General features: G+C 51.5%; 17 protein-coding genes. 4 read left to right on the top strand and 13 right to left on the bottom strand.

Annotated features, from left to right (window positions below; translation table 11 throughout):
• The first annotated feature begins 18 nt into the window (after positions 1–18).
• The 4 genes from hpnC to IE065_RS12340 all read left to right on the top strand — a co-directional run bounded on the left by hpnC (position 19) and on the right by IE065_RS12340 (position 5486).
• Positions 19–891: a squalene synthase HpnC gene (gene hpnC, locus IE065_RS12355; protein WP_189515520.1), complete on the top strand. Its 873-nt coding sequence runs from the start codon at positions 19–21 to the stop codon at positions 889–891.
• 126 nt (positions 892–1017) lie between these two features.
• Complete coding sequence (locus IE065_RS12350) at positions 1018–1953, top strand: tellurite resistance TerB family protein (RefSeq protein ID WP_189515518.1); 936 nt, start codon at positions 1018–1020, stop codon at positions 1951–1953.
• 43 nt (positions 1954–1996) lie between these two features.
• Positions 1997–4246 carry a hydroxysqualene dehydroxylase HpnE gene (gene hpnE, locus IE065_RS12345; RefSeq protein WP_189515516.1) on the top strand — a complete coding sequence of 750 codons (2250 nt, stop codon included), beginning with the start codon at positions 1997–1999 and terminating at the stop codon, positions 4244–4246.
• A 211-nt stretch (positions 4247–4457) separates the two neighbouring features.
• Positions 4458–5486 (top strand): vWA domain-containing protein, encoded by a 1029-nt coding sequence (locus tag IE065_RS12340; protein WP_189515515.1) that lies wholly within the window; start codon positions 4458–4460, stop codon positions 5484–5486.
• Positions 5487–5929: 443 nt separating this feature from the next.
• Here the strand turns inward: IE065_RS12340 and IE065_RS12335 are convergent, their stop codons facing one another.
• The 13 genes from IE065_RS12335 to IE065_RS12275 all read right to left on the bottom strand — a co-directional run bounded on the left by IE065_RS12335 (position 5930) and on the right by IE065_RS12275 (position 18711).
• A complete protein-coding gene (locus tag IE065_RS12335; RefSeq protein ID WP_189515513.1) occupies positions 5930–6595 on the bottom strand; it encodes a c-type cytochrome in 666 nt (221 codons plus the stop codon).
• 3 nt (positions 6596–6598) lie between these two features.
• Positions 6599–7228 (bottom strand): cbb3-type cytochrome c oxidase subunit II, encoded by a 630-nt coding sequence (locus IE065_RS12330; protein ID WP_189515511.1) that lies wholly within the window; start codon positions 7226–7228, stop codon positions 6599–6601.
• A gap of 3 nt (positions 7229–7231) precedes the next feature.
• Positions 7232–8719, bottom strand: coding sequence for a cbb3-type cytochrome c oxidase subunit I (locus IE065_RS12325; RefSeq protein ID WP_189515509.1), 1488 nt, complete (start codon positions 8717–8719; stop codon positions 7232–7234).
• A gap of 2 nt (positions 8720–8721) precedes the next feature.
• Entirely contained in the window at positions 8722–8946 is a 225-nt protein-coding gene (locus tag IE065_RS12320) for a cbb3-type cytochrome oxidase assembly protein (RefSeq protein ID WP_189515507.1), read from the bottom strand.
• Positions 8947–8993: 47 nt separating this feature from the next.
• Positions 8994–9320: a hypothetical protein gene (locus IE065_RS12315; protein WP_189515505.1), complete on the bottom strand. Its 327-nt coding sequence runs from the start codon at positions 9318–9320 to the stop codon at positions 8994–8996.
• A gap of 12 nt (positions 9321–9332) precedes the next feature.
• Positions 9333–10637, bottom strand: a complete 1305-nt coding sequence (locus IE065_RS12310) for a hypothetical protein (protein WP_189515503.1) — start codon at positions 10635–10637, stop codon at positions 9333–9335.
• Entirely contained in the window at positions 10634–11290 is a 657-nt protein-coding gene (locus IE065_RS12305; protein WP_189515501.1) for a c-type cytochrome, read from the bottom strand. Before IE065_RS12305 ends, IE065_RS12310 begins: the two co-directional genes overlap by 4 nt.
• 1 nt (position 11291) lies before the next feature.
• Positions 11292–11828 (bottom strand): DUF3341 domain-containing protein, encoded by a 537-nt coding sequence (locus tag IE065_RS12300; RefSeq protein WP_189515499.1) that lies wholly within the window; start codon positions 11826–11828, stop codon positions 11292–11294.
• The gene (gene nrfD / locus IE065_RS12295) at positions 11828–13318 is read right to left on the bottom strand and encodes an NrfD/PsrC family molybdoenzyme membrane anchor subunit (protein WP_189515497.1); all 1491 of its coding nucleotides are present in this window, start codon (positions 13316–13318) and stop codon (positions 11828–11830) included. The genes IE065_RS12300 and nrfD overlap by 1 nt, the downstream gene beginning before the upstream one ends.
• 31 nt (positions 13319–13349) lie before the next feature.
• On the bottom strand, positions 13350–16829 hold the full coding sequence (locus IE065_RS12290; RefSeq protein ID WP_189515495.1) for a TAT-variant-translocated molybdopterin oxidoreductase: 3480 nt from the start codon (positions 16827–16829) through the stop codon (positions 13350–13352).
• The gene (locus tag IE065_RS12285) at positions 16826–17479 is read right to left on the bottom strand and encodes a cytochrome c3 family protein (protein WP_189515488.1); all 654 of its coding nucleotides are present in this window, start codon (positions 17477–17479) and stop codon (positions 16826–16828) included. The genes IE065_RS12290 and IE065_RS12285 overlap by 4 nt, the downstream gene beginning before the upstream one ends.
• 33 nt (positions 17480–17512) lie before the next feature.
• Positions 17513–17704 carry a hypothetical protein gene (locus IE065_RS12280; RefSeq protein WP_189515486.1) on the bottom strand — a complete coding sequence of 64 codons (192 nt, stop codon included), beginning with the start codon at positions 17702–17704 and terminating at the stop codon, positions 17513–17515.
• A gap of 296 nt (positions 17705–18000) precedes the next feature.
• Positions 18001–18711 (bottom strand): hypothetical protein, encoded by a 711-nt coding sequence (locus IE065_RS12275; protein WP_189515484.1) that lies wholly within the window; start codon positions 18709–18711, stop codon positions 18001–18003.
• Between the last annotated feature and the right edge of the window lie 79 nt (positions 18712–18790).

Raw genomic sequence — 18790 nt, 5'->3', positions numbered from 1 at the left:
AGTCCCGCTTTTGCTGTGATGACTATCGAGGAATCCTACCGCCGCTGCTTGGAGCTCACCCGGACTCATTACGAGAATTTTCCGGTCGCGCGCCTTGTGCCCAAGCGCATCCGCCCCTACATCGCCGCGGTCTACGCCTTTGCCCGCTACGCCGACGATATTGCCGACGAAGGCTGGGGCGAAGATGGTGCCCCCCCCCCCGAAGCACGCGTTGCCCGTCTGGACGCCTACGAAGCTGAGCTAATGGCCTCGCTCTCCGGCCAGCCTCTTGATCCGGAAACCGCATGGATATTTACTGCCGTCGCGGACACGATCACGCGCACTGGTGCACCCGTAGATCTCTTTACCGACCTGCTAAGCGCCTTCAAACAGGACTGCGTGACACTGCGCTACGAAAGCTTTCTCGACGTGCTCGATTATTGTCGCCGCAGCGCCAATCCCGTTGGTCGACTCGTGCTCATCCTACACAACCACACCAACGAACAGCTCTTTGAATGGTCGGATAATATCTGCACAGCGTTGCAATTGGCCAATTTCTGGCAAGATGTCGGCATAGACATCCGCAAAGATGGCCGCATCTACATCCCAGAGGAAGATTGGGAGCAATTTGGTGTGACACGGGAAATGTTCGACGAAAAAATCACGCCTCCAGAACTACGGGAATGCATCGAGCTACAAGTTGCACGGGCACAGGTACTCTTCGACGAGGGCAAACCGTTGGCGAATAAACTGCCTTTCCCTCTGAGTATGGAAATTCGCCTCACATGGCTCGGGGGCGCAACCATCCTCCAGAAAATTAAACAATTAAACTACAATACACTCCAAGAACGGCCAAAGATTGGAACTGCCGATAAAATCAAGCTTCTAGCCCGGGCCCTGACTAACATTTAATCGAAAATGCGATAAACATGCTGCGTTATATCCAGCAAGATTTAGCTTCACCGATAGCCTTATCGCCGTTAAAGTTGGCCTTTTCTTTATAATCCAATATCGCTTTAAGGAGACCCATCTCCAACCATGAGCCATAATAAGCAACTTTCACTTGTCTTGGGCAAAACACTATTTGCCGCAGCTTGGGCGGATGGAAAAATCCAGCCTCAAGAAATCGACTGCCTTAAAGACATCATTTTCCATCTCCCCGGCATGGACGACACCGCATGGGCTGAACTCGAGAAATACATGAGCTCGCAGATCGACACGGATGAGCGGCAGGGACTCTTGAATGAGTTACACCGCATGGTCGAAAGTGACGCCGATCGCGATTTCATCACCCAGGCCACAAACCGTGTATTCATGGCTGATGGCGTCATCACTACTGAAGAGCAGCAAGCAATCCGCGAGGTGTCCTACATCTTGCGTAAAGAATCTGACGCGCTCGACCTCAATGGCTTGTCCGATGCTATCCGCGAATCTCTTAAGCGACGCGATAACGCCATTCGAAAGTCCCTTCGCCCAGATGAAATCGACAAGCTCGGCCAAGGCGACCGCCTTCAACTCCTCATCATCTTAGAAGACCGCTTTGCGGAGCAAAATATTGAGCTGGATATCTCCCAACAGGAGAAACAGCGGCTAATTCTTTTTGGCGTGCTCCTAGCCCGAGTAGCCAATGCGGATGAGGAAGTCGCCCCATCCGAAGTGGATGTCATCGAAAAAGCCGTCGCAACGCGTTGGAACCTCTCACCACAGGAGGCATCGTTCCTGACTCAAATCGCTTTTTCTGAAGAAGCTCAGGGAGTGGACCTCCTCCGCTTGGCTCGCGAATTTTACGAAGTAACCACACAAAAGGAACGCTTCGACGCGCTTGGCGTGCTGATTGATGTATCCCGCGCCGATGAGGTAATTCGCCACATTGAATCAGTCACGATCCACGAAATTGCCGAACAATTGAAGCTCACTCAAGAAGATATAAGCGACGCCATGGTCAGTGCTCTGAACCGTGAGAACCCCAAGTAAGCGCCCCCCCCTACTCTGTAACTGATGACCCGCCGCCAATTACATGGCTGAAGTTTCCGCCACCTCCCTACCGGTTGCCCCGACCTCTGATTCTCCTGAGGCCGTGCAGGCTCGCAAGCAATCTAACTTGGCCTACACGTTGTTATCGCTGGACCGTGTCCGTCGTGAGGCAATGAACGTGTTTTACGACTTCTGCCGAATCGTAGACGACATTGCAGACGACCCCGATAAGCCCGACGCCGACAAAGCAGTTGCCCTGAATGCTTGGCGTAATGAAATTCAGGCCTGCTACACAGGCGGCCAGCAGCTCACTTTAGCCGCAGAGCTGGCTCCGGTAATCCGAGACTTCAACATTCGTCAATCGGACCTGCTCGCCATCGTTGATGGGGTTTCGATGGATATTGGTGGGAGGCGCTATGAGACCTTTGAAGACTTGCGTCAGTACTGCTTTGGCGTCGCCTCCGCCGTTGGTCTGGTGTCGGTACGTATCTTTGGCTGCACTCATCCCAATATTGATGAATACGCGGAGACACTTGGCTACGCCCTCCAATTTACCAATATCCTGCGCGACGTCGTTGAAGACTATCGAGACATGGGCCGTGTTTATCTGCCTCAGGCCGAAATGCGCGCCTTTGGCGTGACGGAAGAAGACTTCGCCGATCCAACCGACAACGAGAACTGCCAGCGCCTGTTCCGTCTCTGTCATTACCGCTGTAAGCATTTCTTCAATAAAGCTCGACGCCTGCTGCCACCCAGCGAACGCCAAAACCTCAAAGCCGCACTCATTATGGGCGCGTTTTACGAGGACATTTTAGACAAGATCGCGGCCAACAATTTCCGCCTGACAGGCAATCGCGTCCGCCTACCAAAACGACGTAAAATACAGCTTGTCTGGCGTACAATGCGCGAATTGAAACGCCCACTTCCCGTCCGACGCCTACCAGGCACAGCGGTCGTATGGGGGGGGGGCATTGCGGGAATCACAGCAGCGATTGAGCTTGGGCAACAAGGCTACACGCCCACATTACTCGAATCCAAAGCGTATCTAGGCGGGCGTGCCCATAGCCTCAGTGACGCCCCAACCGGCCTGACGCTGGACAATGGTCAGCACATTGTCATGGGTTGCTACACCGCCTTTCTTCAACTTGTAGAGCGACTCGGTATTGCGGAAAAATTTGCCCGACAAGACCGCCTTTGTGTCCCTTATGTGAGTCCAGATGGCCAATGGTCCGAGTTGGCAGCGAGTGACACCCCTGCCCCCCTCCATTTGCTGGGTGGGTTATTTAATTTTGGCGCACTTTCCAGCCGTGACCGAGTCGCCATTACTGCCTTTGGGGCCAAGATGCGCCTCGGCGCAGAGCCTGCAGACCACCAGACAGCCGAAAGCTGGCTCCGCGAACACCGCCAAACAGATGGTGCCATGCGCGCCCTGTGGGAGCCATTTTGCGTCGCCGCGCTGAACGAACCACTGAAAACTGCCTGTGCGAATCTGCTCTACGAAACAATCCGACGGTCACTCTTTGGCTCCGTTAACGATTCTGCTATATTCTTGTCCAAAGTCGGCCTAACGGAAGTCTTTGAACCCGAAACGGAACTCTACCTGAACGCGATTGGTGGTGCTGTCCGCCGGAAAACGCAAATACGCGAAGTGATCGCAGATAATGACTGCGTTAGAACGATTCTCACCAGCAAAGGAGAGGAAATCTCCGCGGACATTCATATAAGTGCTCTGCCCTGGACGGCTCTCCGCTCATTGTTGCCCTCTGGATCAGCGGTAAAAAACCGCGTTTCCTCAATCCCCTCCGCAGCGATTATAAGCATCCATCTACTTGGAGACACCAAGCTTTTTGACCATCCAACTGGATTTGTTGGCTTGCTCGATTCTCCCATTCACTGGGTATTCGACCGCACCGCTACCCTTTCCACTGAGCACAATGGCAAATATCTCTACGCCGTCATCATTAGCACTGCAGATGATTGGCTCCCGCAAAAAAGTGAGCAGATCATGGAACGGCTCCAAGGCGAATTAGACCGCTTTTTCCCCAACGCCAAAGCAATGACCATTGAGCGTTCCTTGGTATACAAAAGCAAAGACGCCACCTTCGCTGCAAGGCCCACGACTGCCAGCTATCGCCCCAACGTAGACGACGCCCCTTGGGACAATGTCTGGCTTGCAGGGGACTGGGTGCAGACAGGACTGCCAGCCACCATTGAAAGCGCTGCCCTCAGCGCATACATGGCAATCAATGCACTGGATGAGAGCGTAAATCCGGCCATAGAATTCGCGATTTAAAGCCTTTTTTTCTACGCCTGCTCGTCGATGCTCAGGAATGGAGGCGCACCAGCGCAGAATTCATTTTCGATCCACACTGATCGGCCCAATTGAAAGAAAATGATCAGAACAGGGCGTTATCAGCGCTGTTTAATAGATTATCTATGGTTAATCACTCGATTTCCTCTTTGAGTTTGCATTTTTTGCGCTTTGAGCAGATTCTTATCGGGTTATGTCAAGAACTCGTCGCAAAGTTAACCTACCCCTCATTGAAATCATCGTCGCCAGCTTAGTCATCCATATTGTTGGACTACTAATTCTGGGGGGGATCACCATTTTTAATCAGATCAATGTACCTGAGCCGGAGATGATCGCTCCTGTCGTAGCTGAGGTCGCTCCGCCGGTGATGAAAATGCCTGTGCAACTGACGCCCAAGCAGCAATCCGCCCCCACTAATGTGATTGCCATGGACATCAAGCAAATGCCCTTGAAAGACTTTAATTTCGATATGCCAACGGTCGATCAACGGGTCGGTGTTGGTACCGGCGGTTTCGGCAATGGCATGGGCGGCGGCAATGTCATTGATTTATCTGTTACCAATTTCAGCAGCTTCGTTGGCATCAAAGAGAAGAGCGAAAGCGTCCTATTTATTGTCGATTACTCGATATCGATGAAAGAAGAAATTAAGGGCAGCAAAACAACCCGATTTACACTGCTCAAACAGCAACTCACCGCAAGTCTGGAAGAAATGTCGGACCAGATGATTGTCAGCCTCATCTTTTTCTCCGGCCCAGCGTGGGTCGCTGGTGAGTCAGAAGCCGCGGCTCGTAAAAATTATTCTTTCACTCCCAAAGACTGGCATTCACACCGTCCAAAAGATCTGGAAACATTGACCAAACCGGTTTGGAACCGTATGACCAAAGCGTTTCGCAGCGAGCTCATTCAAATCGTCAACAAAGAGAAAATCACTGGCGGCACTGTTTGGAGTAATCCACTGCGGCTTGCAATGATGCTCGATCCAGCTCCAGAAGTGATTTATTTTCTGACTGACGGTGCCACTAGCGATGAAGACGTTAAGGAGACCTTAGCGCTCGTGGGCGAATGGAAGCGTGCAAACCGCAAGCTTCGTATTCACACCATTGCCCTTGGCGAACCCAAAGCTTCCGATGCCATGCGACGTATTGCCAACCTAACTGGCGGCAAATTTCGCTTGATCGAGTCCCTCGACGACATCAAGAAAGCGGATAATAACAACGGCTGAGGAGTCCATTACATTTGATGAGAGCCAAACAGGCTCACCATTGAGGATTTTTCTGGATCGAACAAGGTATAGAAGCTTTAAGTAGCCTCAATTGTAAGATTTTTCTCGTGCTATTCACAATGCCCCCCCCTCCAGTCTCGCCAATCTTTGTTGAAATGGACTCCTACTCCTCCCCTCTTCCAGAACCTAGCCTTGGCATAACAATGCATAGCCAGATGGGCGTGGCTGAAAATCACGGCCGATATTGGACAAGTCATCGACGTAACTAAGATTCTAAAAGGGTCTAGAGTTGGTGGCATAAAACAACGCGGCCGTCAGTTTTTGAGGCTATTACAGGATACGTAGTCAATAGAACAAACTCGTAAGCCACTCAACCGTAGTTAGTACCGTGGGAATATCCACGGTCTACAACCACTTCAACTAGCAGCGAAACAGTAATCCGATTAAAACGGATGGGCATCTAGCAACTCAGCGCCAGACCATGCTCCCGATTTACCGGCAGTCTCAGCGCGAACTTCAGCAACCGTCTCTTCGGCAACTTCGGGCGCACCATTATCAAAATTGCCACGAACCCATGTTGCTACAGCAGCGATTTTAAAATCATCCCAACCTGCACCACTTGGACCATAAGAAGGCATGGCCCCATCATAGCTGCTTCCTTCTACATCGATGGGACCAGAGAGACCATTGAGGAGAATCTTTACGATACGGTGATCGTCTCCCACGACCCACGAAGACCCTGCTAACGGAGGATAGGATCCTGGAACACCAGCACCATTTTCTTGGTGACACGCTTTACAATTGTTCATGAAGAGCCGCTCACCGGTCTTCCATTTGTCCTTAACGGCGGGTCCTGCCGTCATACCTGGTTCCCAATTGGGATCATAAACGTCCCAACGGAATTTCCCCCCGAAGTTAGCAATATAAACACCACCCCAGAAAACAAGTCCGCCAAAGAGGAAAAGAAGCACGATTGGAACCGGTGAAAAGCCTTCACTTGGCTCGTCCTTTTCGCGCATGAGCTGTGAATGGATGATGTGGATATCATCGTCATCATAGGGTGCGTCGTCACCCGGTAGCTGCTGTCGATTAGTAGGAGAGTCGCTCATCGATTATTCGGCGTTCCGGGATTCAGGAAGTTCGTAGTTGAGCTTCAGGCTCAGCATGTAGGCGACCAATTGCTCAGCACGCTCTGTTGGCACGATTTCATAACCCGGCTCCGGTTTTTCTTCTGGGAACGTGTCGGGAATTTTCAGGGCATTGGGCGAAGGCGCGTCGCCAATCTTCTGCGTGCGGTACAGATAACGGAAAGGCGGCATAATCGAACCTGGAGATGTAAACTGCGGATTGTAGAGGTGCTGGTGGTGCCAATCAGCACTCGGCTGACGCTCTCCAATCGTCATCAAATCTGGCCCAGTGCGGCTAGTCCCCAAAAGCACGCGCTCTTGAAGGATGTAATCGCGAGGCACGCTTTGACGATTACCCCAACCACGCTCCCAGTCAGCACCAAAACCTTTGCGGCGGACCTGCTGCGAGTGGCAGTAAATACATCCCTGACTGATGTAGACAAGCTTTCCCTGCTGGGCAACACCAACGCGCGCCTGAGGTTGCGGCACACCACCCTCCTCCATCGCAATAGGCTTAAGATCACCATACTGGATCACGCTACTGAGAATCAATCCAGTCCAAGAGAAGGCCAGCACGAAGAAAATGCCGAAAAATAAGAGCGGGAGATTTTTCATCGATTAGGCTCCTTTCCTTTCCGCTGCTAGTAAGGTCGGACCCTCCTTATAGCGAACAGCACGTGGGCCAATCAACATTAGGGCAAAATTAACGAAAAATGCAATGTGGGCAATGGTCAGTAAAATCCCGGATATTGAACGTGAGAACAGCCAAGGCTTCAATGCGCCTAAAATCGTACGCGCTGAGCTATCTGGGCTAAAGAACGGGATATCGGGATTGTTCAGGTCCATTCCCTGAATCCACCCACCTACATGTAGTGCGACAAGCATCATCCCGATACCAATCGCAGCGCACCAGAAGTGAACCTTGATTAACATCGCGGACGGCCATTCTCGTTCAAGAATTCGAGGCATCATGAAATAAATGCCGCCAAACATTGTCATTGTGAAGAACGCGTAGACTCCGTGATGCGCGTGTCCAATCGTAAATTGCGTAAAGTGCGTAACAACGTTAACGGAACGAAGCGCCATCCATGATCCGAAGAAACTGGCGAGCGTATAGCTCATTGCTCCGAAAACAATAAAACGCAGTGTAGGGCTCTGCCAAACTGCCCGTGCATTACCAACAGCCGACATGTGGTGGTTGATTGCGGTTACTACGACTGGAATAACCATCATCACACTAGCCACAATACCAGCTGAAATCAGCCAGACAGGAATCGGTCCGCCAATCAAATGGTGGACGCCAGCCCAGTTGTAAAAGAGCGCCAACGACCAGAAGCCCAAAAGCGACAGGTAATAGCTGTAAATTGGTCGGCCAAGCACCTTGGGTAATAGGTAGTAAATCGCAGCCAACCCCATCGGCGTATACCATAGGCCGAGGACATTGTGGCCAAACCACCAATTCGTCAGCGCTTGAATCGTGCCACGCGCTGGCTCCAAGAAAATCATGGTGATCGCCACAACATAGAGCCAAGGAAACCAGAACAGTGCGCCCAGAATATACCACTGGGAGACATAAACGTGACCACGCTCGCGGAAACGGAACATCAAGATGCCCCACATACCAATCAGAACATAAGAAAACGCCAACAGTGGACCCACTTGTGGCGGCATTTCGAGCCACTCCACTGAGGTTAATCCACCTGTCAAAATGCCAATAATCCCGATAGTTACGCCAATATTCCAAAAAACACCCGCGATGATCAACATTGAGGCATAGCGGATGTGGGCTTTGCACAAGCGAGCCATTATCCACAGGCCAACAGCAAAAACGGCATTATTAGCCCAGCCATACGTCATCGCGTTCAAGTGTGCTGAACGGACTCGGCCAAAGGTCAATGGCTCAAAGTTCGCCAAGAGCTCCGGACTATGCATTTTGAACGATGCAACAATCGCAAAGAAGGTTCCAATCAACAACCAGAGGATACCGCTAATTGTAAAGAGCAAGACCGGCAGGCGCATTTCATGGTCAACCTCGCTCAAGGCTACCTTGGGCTTGGTTTCGACCTGAGGGTCAATCTTGTTGAAAAATGACAAAAAGGGACTCATCGTTAGCGTATCTCGCGCAGCTTATCGCTGGCTTTGGCGGATTCGCCGGGAAAATAATCAGTGTGGACGCCCTCGGGTTCCTCATCGTCAAAGATTACCCGCGAGCCTTGTTCAAAGTTGCGCAGTTGTCCATGCTTGGCGGACCACCACAATGCCGCTACTGCAGTGGCGAAAAAAATCCCGCCAAACACAGCAATGATCATCAGGTATAGATTCCATTCAAACATGTATCAATAGGACGAACAAAAAAATAACGGTGGGCAAATGTAAGTTACTACTTGCTGGATTCCGTTTCGTTCAAGCGCGGAACCACAAGCTCCATCGCGCGTTCAATAGGAATACGGACTACACCTTTCGTCTGGTCAACCACACCATAGCTGGTTGCCAGCTCAGTTTCCTTGGCCTTAAGCTCGGCCAGCGTCGCTTGACGCTCGCTAACGATTTCGGCATTAACTGGCTCACGTTCCTTCGCAGGAATGTAATAAGCAATGACGATAATCAGTGCAAACAGCAGCAATGTTCCTAGTGCGCCGAGAATTGACAGCATCAGGTTGGAATGGCTGGTTTCGGGGGCTCCGTGCAAATCGTGTGCGTCGCTCATGGTCTCTGCGGTTTATTGGTGAGCGTGGAGTGATTCCTTGATCCGAGGATCGTTGAGCGGAATCGGTTTATGTTTAGCAGCACTGCGTAGCGTGGCCCAAATAACAATGCCACCTATTCCGACAAGTGCCGCGATATCCCAGACATTGGGGATGAACTGTTGCACGTAATAACCAAGTACACTGTCATCGGCTTCCTGCTTCGGCAATATGTTCCAATACATATCTAACAGCGTGAAGGCTAGAATCCAGCCGCAGATACCCATCAGGCGGTTGCGGATAACCTTGGTTTTATAAAAGAGAAGGACTAGAAACGGGATAAGGAAATGACCAAAGATTAGCGCCATTGAGACCCACCACCAAGAATTCTTGGAGCCATCCGCGTTCATTTCGCGAATATTGAACCAGAAGGTTTCCTCGGGGATGTTCGCGTTGTAGATCAAGAAATACTGTGAAAAGCTAATGTAAGCCCAGAATACTGTGAAAGCTAAGCAAAGGCAGCCTAAGAAGTAATTATGGTGCTTATTATAGAAGCCCTGAAGCCAGCCTTTAGTCCCAGCAAGATTGCAAAGAATTACCGTTCCTGCTAGTCCGGCGCGCATCGAAGCAGCAAAAAACCAAACACCATACATAGTCGAAAACCAGTGATAGCTCAAGCTCATGAACAGGTCAAAGGCCATGAACGTCGTCGCAAATGCTGTCAGGTAGATGCCAATGGCTGAAATTTTACGGCACGCGAGCCAGTTATTCGCGTCAGGTTGAGCATCGTTCTGTATTGAGTGCTTGCGCAAGAGACTTCCGAGTCCGCAGAAAACTGCGAAATAAATCACCAAACGAACAATGAAGAACGGAACGTTCAGAAATTTCTCCTTAGCGATGTAGAGCGCGTCATTACCTACAGTTGTTGCATGAATACCCGGCAGTACAAAGCTAGGGTCCATCCATTCCCAGATAGCTCCTGAACTGTCGCTGACGAAAAACGGCAGCGCAACAACGGGCACCAGAATCAGTGCCATCCAAGGGAACGCCGCAAAAGCGTTTTCCCACTGGCGGCGGACTACGACAGCCCAACCAGCATCAAATAAATACGTTAGCTGGGTCAGGAAAAGCATGCCAATGAGCATGGCCATCCAGAAGCCATAGGCTATCAACCAGCTTTGGCCAACCCGTCCCTCACCATGCGTGAGATCCATTACCAAACCGATCAATGCAATAGCTATACCGATAACGCCGATGATCAGCGCGATCATTGAATAATCCTTTTTTCCACCGGAGGATGCAGCGACGCTGGTGGAGGCGGTTGAAGCATTAGCACTCATAGTCCAAGCTCCTTCCGATATTGTGTGGGAACATCATTCACAGTAGCGTTTTGCGAGAGTTGCAGGGCGCGAACATAAGCAACGACCGCCCAGCGTTCCTGTGGATTCAATTTCATACCGTAGGGAAACATAGTGCCCTTACCGTGTGTAATGGTGTTAAAGATATCCCCGACAGAGAGAGCGCGCTTTCCATCATCGTGGTATGTCGGCGTGGCGCTCATGCCATATTTCTTGGTAATGCCCATGCCGTCACCAACTCGTCCGTGACAGGGCTGGCAGAAAATAGTGTATTTCTTCTGCCCCAGCTGAACTAAGTCATACGTAACCTCTAATGGAAACTCCGTGACAGGCTTTCCGCTCTCATTCAGACCAGTAAAAAGCGCTGGATTTTCGGCCTTAGCGAAGACGTACTCACCATCGAAGACTTCCTTGATGTCCGAATTGTAGCCACGTAGAACAGCGCCTGGAACCATAGGCCGGTCATTGCGCTCATCCGCGAAGAATTCGTTCTGCCCCTGAGGCAAATATTTGGCCTGTATGTCCATATCCGGGAATACCCAACGAGGGGCGGAACGGGACTTATCGCCACGGAATCCAAGAATGGAGACCGTCGCAACGACCACAAATAACCAGACTGCCAGAAAAATGCGCATCTTAGGCTTCGACCACGTGGACCTCTTCGGCCCCGATTTCAGTTAAAAAGGCTTTAGTTTTATCGAGATCGAATTGCGGGTCTGCCTTTTCGATCACGATGAAGAAAGTATCGTCACTGGACTTTAGGAAGTCCTCGTATTCAAACAGCGGGTGGTTATGCCGCGGGAGCAGGTTCATGGTGAACATGCCGAGCAATGTACCAAAAGCTGCATTAAGAATTGTCAGCTCATACATGACTGGGAACGGGAATACCGGGCTCCAGAATGGCTTGCCACCCACAATAAGCGGATAATCAAAGCCATTCATATACCAAGTGATGAGCGTGCCCAAGCAAAAACCGAATACTCCACCGCAAAGCGTGAAGATCGGAACCTTTGAGCGACCGACCCCCATTTGGTCGTCCAGTCCATGAACAGGAAACGGAGTAAACACGTCCCATTTTTTAAACCCGGCGTCACGCACTTTGGCAGTCGCTTGGAAGAATTCAGGCGTCTTGCTGAACGTAGCCAGCAACGCATAGGTCGATTTGGCGCTCATTAGTGGTGCCCTCCTTCCTTAGCAGGATAACCCTGACCTTGTGTTCCCGAACCATGCCCATGTCCATCAGCAGCTGGCATGACTGCCTTAATTTCGCCCATGGGCATCATTGGCAGGAAGCGGACAAACAGCAGGAACAGCGTGGAGAACAGTCCAAATGTGCCGAAGAACGTAAGAATATCCACAATAGTAGGCGAATAGTAGCCCCAGCTTGATGGCAGGAAGTCGTTGGCGAGTGATGTAACAGTGATAACGAAACGCTCGAACCACATACCCACATTAACGAAGCCACAGATAATCCAGACTAGCGCCGTATTTTGACGCACCTTCTTGAACCAGAACAGTTGCGGCGAAATAACGTTGCAAGAAACCATGATCCAATAAGCCCATGCATATTGACCAAAAGCACGATTCACGAATGCAAAAACTTCAAAATTGTTAGCACCATACCAAGCGATGAAGAATTCCATCGAGTAGGCGTAGCCCACCATTGATCCAGTCGCCAAAATAATTTTGCACATGCAATCGATATGATACTGCGTAATCAAATTATGCAGGCCATATACTGCGCGGAGCGGAAGCATGAGCGTTAATACCATACCGAATCCGGAGAAAATAGCGCCAGCAACGAAGTATGGTGGGAAAATTGTGGTATGCCAACCTGGTAGGTTAGCCGCAGCGAAGTCAAAGGACACGATCGTATGCACAGAGAGCACGAGCGGTGTCGACAGACCAGCCAACAGCAGATAAGCCATTTCGTAATTGCGCCAATGGCGGTTACTATTTCGCCAACCCATGGCGAACAGACCATAGGCCATTGCCTTGAGCTTACGACCGCCCTTCATTGCACGGTCGCGCATCGTGCCAAGGTCAGGAATCAAGCCCATGTACCAGAAGAGCACAGATACCGTTCCGTAAGTCGAAACTGCGAACACGTCCCATTCCAATGGACTACGGAACTGCGGCCAAATCCAGTTGCTGTTCGGCAACGGGAAGAGCCACCAAGCAAACCAGACACGACCAACGTGGAAAAGAGGAAAAAGACCGGCGCATACCACCGCAAAAATCGTCATCGCCTCAGCGGCACGGTTAATCGAAACACGCCACTTTTGCCGTAATAGGCAGAGAATCGCTGAAATCAATGTCCCCGCGTGACCAATACCGATCCAGAAAACGAAGTTAACGATCGCCCAGCCCCAATTAACTGGATTGGCCAAGCCCCAAACACCAACACCCGTCGATACGAGCCAAGTAAGGCCGAACAAGGTAAAAGTCGCCATTGATGCGGCGACCAAGAACATGATCCACCACCAACGCGGGGTTTTCGACTCGGGAATACCGCAAATCTTCTCGGTGACCCAATGAAAGTCGCGATCGCCGGTGACCAGCTCAGGGCGTGGGACATCGACCGGCTTGACCTGCGCCAGCACCTCGTCGCGCTGGCGCGCGGCTTCCGGGCTAAGGGTCAATTCTGCGGTGGAATCGGACATGGTTTCGGTGTCAAAGGTTGCAAGTTAGAAATTAGTGGTGGGCCTTTTCAGCGCTGTGAGCTTCATGCTTCGCCTCGCCCTGGCCTTCAGTTGTTGTAGCGTGTTCTTCGCTGTGCGTATCGTGCGATTCGTCGTGTCCTCCGTGACCGCTCTTTGCGTCGTATTCCTGACGCGACAGCGGTTTCGCTTTGCTGATAGCAGGATTCGGATTGCGAAGTTTGGCCAAATAAGTGGTGCGCGGACGGACGTTCAAGTAGCCAAGAACGGCGTAGTTACGGTCAGAAGACTTAGCTTTTGAGACAGCGCTTTCTGGATCTGCGACATCGCCAAATGTGATGGCTTCAGTTGGGCAAACCTGTTGGCAGGCTACTTTGATCGTACCATCCTTCACGCGAGTGTTTGCTGAGTCCTTGGCCTTGTTCTTCTGGTTGATCTTGGCCATTTCGATACGCTGGAGACAGTAAGTGCACTTTTCCATCACCCCGCGCATGCGCACGGTGACGTTCGGGTTCTTCTGCATCCGAGTCAGCTGACTTGCTTCGGTCTCGTATTTGTTCGGCCCAAGAGGCCCCGCATAGAGATCAGCGCGCTCGCGCTTGTTGAAATCAAAGAAGTTGAAACGGCGCACCTTGTATGGGCAGTTATTCGCGCAATAGCGAGTCCCCACACAACGGTTGTAAGCCATTACATTAAGCCCCTGTTCGTCGTGCACCGTAGCGTTGACCGGGCAAACAGATTCGCAGGGAGCCAGCTCGCAATGTTGGCAAGCCATGCTCATGAAATTCACCTGAGGATCTTCAGGAATCTCAGTAGTGTCTGCACCAGGATCAGTCGCAAAATAGCGGTCCAGGCGAATCCAGTGCATTTCTCGGCCACGAAGAACCTGATCCTTACCAACAATCGGGATGTTGTTCTCAGATTGGCAGGCAATCACACAGGCGTTACAAGCCGTGCAAGTGTTCAGGTCAATGTTCATGCCCCACTGCTGCGGAGCCTGATACTGGGCCTTACCCTCTTCCGTATTCCAAACACTGACGTTCGGAGCCGGCTCACCGAAGGCGGGAGTCTTGTAGCTAGAACCGCCCCGGGGGATATCAAGCGCCTTCTCGGCAGCCGAATCATTGCGCGCTGCGCCATAAATGGGCGGCGAATGTGACTCAACACCCATTTCGTTAACGAAACCGGGATTTTCCTTATACTCGTCCTTGTTAGCTTCGCGGATGATCGCGCGGCCTTCCATGGACCAGTGTTCCTGTGTGTTGGCGAGCTTGAAAGTTTCTTCGCTTTTCGTCAACTTGGCCCCTGTGGCCAGAGCCATTGAGTCCGTCGAGGTCAGTGGATAAGCGTCAAATCCGATGCCTTTGCCAACGTTCGGATAATAAATGTCGGTGCCGATGCGGCCCGTTTTCCGTCGACCAAATCCAAGTGAAACAACCACCGTGCTGTCAGCCAAACCTGGCAGAATATGCATGGGGCCAGTGACTTTATGACCGTTGACTTCAATCGTGCCAATGTGCGCCTCTTCCTTACCCTGCTTGAACTGATTGGCGTTCATGTGAAGCTCACCAAGCTTGTCCATCAAGATCGGGCTTGGCGTGATACCCAGCTTCTTGCCGAGTTTTGGGCTAACAAGGATCGCGTTATCCCAAGTCAACTTCGTCATCGGGTCCGGGCACTCCATCAGCCAGCCATTATTATTATAACGGCCATCATAGGCGTGCGTGCTCGGAATAATGCGCACTTCAAGTTCTTCAGCGGACACTTTCGGCGCAGAAATCGACATGGCGCTAGCCATTTGACCGGCCTTGACCGCTGGTTCCGAACCGATCGTGGCGGCAGGATAGCGCGCGTCCAGCCAGACGCCTTCTGCGAGCCAAGTTTCAAAAGAAAGATCATCGGTCTTGCCGGTAACTTCGCCAAAAGTTTCCTTGACCAACTCGTAACCATTGCCCGCCGGGTCAATGCCTTGCATCAGAGCCATGACTTCGATTTCCGAGAAACCTTGGAACAGTGGCAAAATCATCGGCTGAACTGGCAGATAGTCACCACAAATTGCGCGGCCATCATCCCAGCTTTCCAAATAGTGAGTCGAAGCGATGGTCACTGACGCCAGTTCTGACGTTTCATCGCCATAATAACCGTGGCGGATGACCTGCTCGGCCTTGCCCATTGCTTCAGCAAATTTCAAATCAGCTGGTGCATCGTAGGCTGGATTACCACCCAACACAACGAGCGTCTTGATCGAGCCATCGTTCAGGCCAGCCGCGACATCAGAAATGTTCTTTTCGGCGAAAGCAGGCTGCTCAATGTATTTGACCGTGTGGCCATCAGCGCCAAGCACGCCATTCATCGCGAAGACGAGCACGTGAACTTCTTCCGGCAAATGCGGACCAGCAACGATCAGCGACTTGCCCTTATTGGCGAGCAGATCCTTGACGCATTCGTTGATCCACTTCTGGTCAACTTCGAGGCCCTTGCCTTGAGCTTTAAGCTTATCGACAAGCTCGGCACTCATGCCACTCTGCTCCATCAGCGCCGCTGCAACGAGCGCGGTGAAGGCCGGAATATGAGCCGTAGCGGCACGTAAACGGTGGTCAGCCATCCCGCCAGTCAGTGAGAAATTCGATTCAACCGCATAAAGGCGGTTCATCTGGTCGACTTCGTGCGAATCTTTGACTGCACGGCCTTTGCCAAATCCCTTGCTGAAGTGAATGTGCCCAGGCTCGGTGGCGAGGAAATCACTGTCCAAAGCAAGAATACGATGGGCCTGATCGACTTGATAGAACGGGCGTAACGGCTTGCCAGTCAGCTTCTCGATCGCACGCGTTGGCGCGCTGGTGTCAACGGGTTCGTATTCTGCCCAAATGACTTCCGGAAACTGCTTTTTCAAGGAGGCAACGAGGCGTCGGCGCGTCGGCGAAGTGGCTGGCTGGGCGAGTATCGCCAAGCCCTTACCCTTATTGGCCGCATAAGTGGCCTGAAGGTTCGCTAACATTGAACGAATGCTCGCTTGGTCGACTGGCTTACCACCCTTTTGGAAGGACTTCTGGAGGCGGTCTGGATCATAAAGGTCCAGTACGCTGGCCTGAGCAAAGCTATCGGTTGCGCCAGCGTATCCAGGATCACTGGGGTTACCCTCGATCTTGGTTGGGCGAGCATCGTTGGTTTCAACGATCAGCGGAATATTCTCCTGCGAGCCGGGAAATGACGATGCATAATACATCGGCACGCCGGGGACCATCAGCTCGGGCTGCTTGGAATACGGCATGATGTGGCGTACCGGCATGCGGCAACCAGTCAGGCCGATACCAGCGAGACCAGCGGAGGCACCCATCAACTTCAGGAAGCTGCGGCGGTCGGTTTCATTGGCTTCGGTGGAGCCTTCAGGAAACTCGCGCTCAAGCCATTGCTGAAACTCAGGCGTTTTGGCCAGCTCGCCCGGGCTACGCCAGTATGTCGGCGCGGCCTGTTCACGTGCAGTGGGCTCGGGATGGTGGAATTTGCGCTTCATCGGTGGCACCCGGAACAGCTTTGCGGTGGGTTTACTTTCCAATCGTGCACGAATTTCGTGCCCTGCTCGATCTGTTCCTCACGGCTATCGTAGCGGAAATTAAGGTTCGTCACTTCATCGATAGGTCGAATGAAGTTTTCAGGATTGCGGTGACACTCCAAACAGAAAGCCATGGAAAGCGGTTTCGCGTGGTAAACCTCCTCCATTTCATTGACTTGACCGTGGCAGTGGACGCAAGAGACGCCTCGGTTAATGTGCACCGAGTGATTAAAATATACGTAGTCTGGAGTGCGATGAATCTTCACCCATGGCACTGGCTCACCAGATTCGTAACTGTTGCGAATCGGCGCAAGTTTCGGGCTGTCGCTCTTCACCATACTATGGCAATTCATACAAGTGGAAGCGGCGGGAACATTTGAGTGCTCCGAGCGGTCCACAAAAGTGTGACAATAGAGACAATCCATGCCCAGTTGGTCAACGTGCAGCGAGTGCTCAAAAGCAACGGGCTGTATCGGCTGGTAGCCAACGCGCAAATATTTGGGCGTGGCCCAGTAAGTAACTCCTGCGACTACAGTGCCGACTGTGAGCGCCAAACAGATCAAAATTTTGATCGGCGCAGTGTTGCTCCATTTGGGAAAAATATTAGCCATCGTTCGAACCGAAATCTGCGTTACAACCGCAGGTTAGCGACTTACGCGCTCAATGGCGCGTGGCGCTTTGCGTACTTCCACTGGGAAGTTCGCGCGTTCGGATTCAGCCGACGCTAATTCACGCGCAGGGGCAGCCCCCGATTTACGGGGCAAGAGCAGGACGCCTGCCGCGATCGCAGCTAGTGCCTGCAGAAAAGATTTCCGATGCGTATTCGTGTCAGCCATGAGCAAGAAAGTAGAGCAGTGAAGGATGATTCGTTTTTCTAATCAACCCCAAAATGAACGTAAAAATGGACTTTCCGCCATTAGCGCAAATTCATAAGGTTTTGTTGTCCCGAGCATTAGCTATGCTGCACGACCAATGCTGATTCAAAAATGCCCTCAAAGCCTGTCTATCAAAGGATTAGCCTTCTTACCTCAGGTCATTTCGAGTGATTTTTTCACTGAAAATCTCACGAAACCGACTCAAAAGCCTCTTGAAAAAAAGTTGCCAGCATGAGGCGAATCGCCCTCTACCTGGCCTACCAATCAAACAATGACTCAATAAAGCTCGGTTCTGACTTTTTAAACGAGCTTGTTTGATTAATATTCTGAGCACCTTGCTCTTTATAATCCGTTACTGTGCTTTCTGAACCTTGTATCCGGGCCATCACACGGCGCTGCTCATCACTAAGTTGCGGGCCACTGTTGCTACCGGCCACCTGCACTGGAATGCCATCGTCAGTCTTATTCTGCCAAAATTGATAGCGGTTAACATCCCTCAAAGACACTTCATCGACCATTTCAGAAAATTTGCGGGCATCCGGCGTGTTGAGTTCAGTCCCACTGAACTTGTGTGACATCACATTATCACGAACCCGGTTCCAATTCTGCACACTGGCCATCTTACGCTTATCGGAATCCAAGGATATATGCGCCTCCTGCCGTTCAACCGTGTCGAATTCGACATCCTTCGTTGAAAACTCCTTACCTCCCCGCTGCTTAAGCGAGTTCACCTTCTTATCACCCAAAGTAGAGTATGTCCCGTGCCATTCCCCAAACTTAATACGGTCACTGCCTGCACCGAACATCTCATCTGATCGAGGATTTGAAAAATCGCCCGTGTCGAACTTCTTGTCAGTCAGGTTATTAGTGCCGCCCAGATTGGATAGGCGACGCGGCGTAGCATCCAACGTCACTAGGGAAAAGGTGGCGAGGGCAATCAAGGCAAAGCTGGTCCGGGGAAATTTCATTAGACTAATAATGTATCACATCGCAGCCGAGCTGGAAATCATTTTCTATTGCTGGAAACGGCACAACGGCTTCCAGCGG

It is taken from the genome of Cerasicoccus arenae (genome assembly GCF_014651635.1).
GTDB lineage: Bacteria > Verrucomicrobiota > Verrucomicrobiia > Opitutales > Cerasicoccaceae > Cerasicoccus > Cerasicoccus arenae.
The sequence above is the reverse complement of the archived record's forward strand: the minus strand, read 5'-3'. Positions and strand labels throughout refer to the sequence as shown.

Bases quoted from the DNA above. Each gene is read 5' to 3' on its own strand.
- IE065_RS12320 (WP_189515507.1), bottom strand. From the start codon at position 8,946: ATGTTTGAATGGAATCTATACCTGATGATCATTGCTGTGTTTGGCGGG.
- IE065_RS12335 (WP_189515513.1), bottom strand. From the start codon at position 6,595: ATGAGCGACTCTCCTACTAATCGACAGCAGCTACCGGGTGACGACGCA.
- nrfD (WP_189515497.1), bottom strand. From the start codon at position 13,318: ATGTCCGATTCCACCGCAGAATTGACCCTTAGCCCGGAAGCCGCGCGC.
- IE065_RS12350 (WP_189515518.1), top strand. From the start codon at position 1,018: ATGAGCCATAATAAGCAACTTTCACTTGTCTTGGGCAAAACACTATTT.
- IE065_RS12275 (WP_189515484.1), bottom strand. From the start codon at position 18,711: ATGAAATTTCCCCGGACCAGCTTTGCCTTGATTGCCCTCGCCACCTTT.
- IE065_RS12285 (WP_189515488.1), bottom strand. From the start codon at position 17,479: ATGGCTAATATTTTTCCCAAATGGAGCAACACTGCGCCGATCAAAATT.
- IE065_RS12315 (WP_189515505.1), bottom strand. From the start codon at position 9,320: ATGAGCGACGCACACGATTTGCACGGAGCCCCCGAAACCAGCCATTCC.
- IE065_RS12280 (WP_189515486.1), bottom strand. From the start codon at position 17,704: ATGGCTGACACGAATACGCATCGGAAATCTTTTCTGCAGGCACTAGCT.
- IE065_RS12325 (WP_189515509.1), bottom strand. From the start codon at position 8,719: ATGAGTCCCTTTTTGTCATTTTTCAACAAGATTGACCCTCAGGTCGAA.
- IE065_RS12305 (WP_189515501.1), bottom strand. From the start codon at position 11,290: ATGCGCATTTTTCTGGCAGTCTGGTTATTTGTGGTCGTTGCGACGGTC.
- IE065_RS12300 (WP_189515499.1), bottom strand. From the start codon at position 11,828: ATGAGCGCCAAATCGACCTATGCGTTGCTGGCTACGTTCAGCAAGACG.
- IE065_RS12340 (WP_189515515.1), top strand. From the start codon at position 4,458: ATGTCAAGAACTCGTCGCAAAGTTAACCTACCCCTCATTGAAATCATC.
- IE065_RS12310 (WP_189515503.1), bottom strand. From the start codon at position 10,637: ATGAGTGCTAATGCTTCAACCGCCTCCACCAGCGTCGCTGCATCCTCC.
- IE065_RS12330 (WP_189515511.1), bottom strand. From the start codon at position 7,228: ATGAAAAATCTCCCGCTCTTATTTTTCGGCATTTTCTTCGTGCTGGCC.
- IE065_RS12290 (WP_189515495.1), bottom strand. From the start codon at position 16,829: ATGAAGCGCAAATTCCACCATCCCGAGCCCACTGCACGTGAACAGGCC.
- hpnE (WP_189515516.1), top strand. From the start codon at position 1,997: ATGGCTGAAGTTTCCGCCACCTCCCTACCGGTTGCCCCGACCTCTGAT.
- hpnC (WP_189515520.1), top strand. From the start codon at position 19: ATGACTATCGAGGAATCCTACCGCCGCTGCTTGGAGCTCACCCGGACT.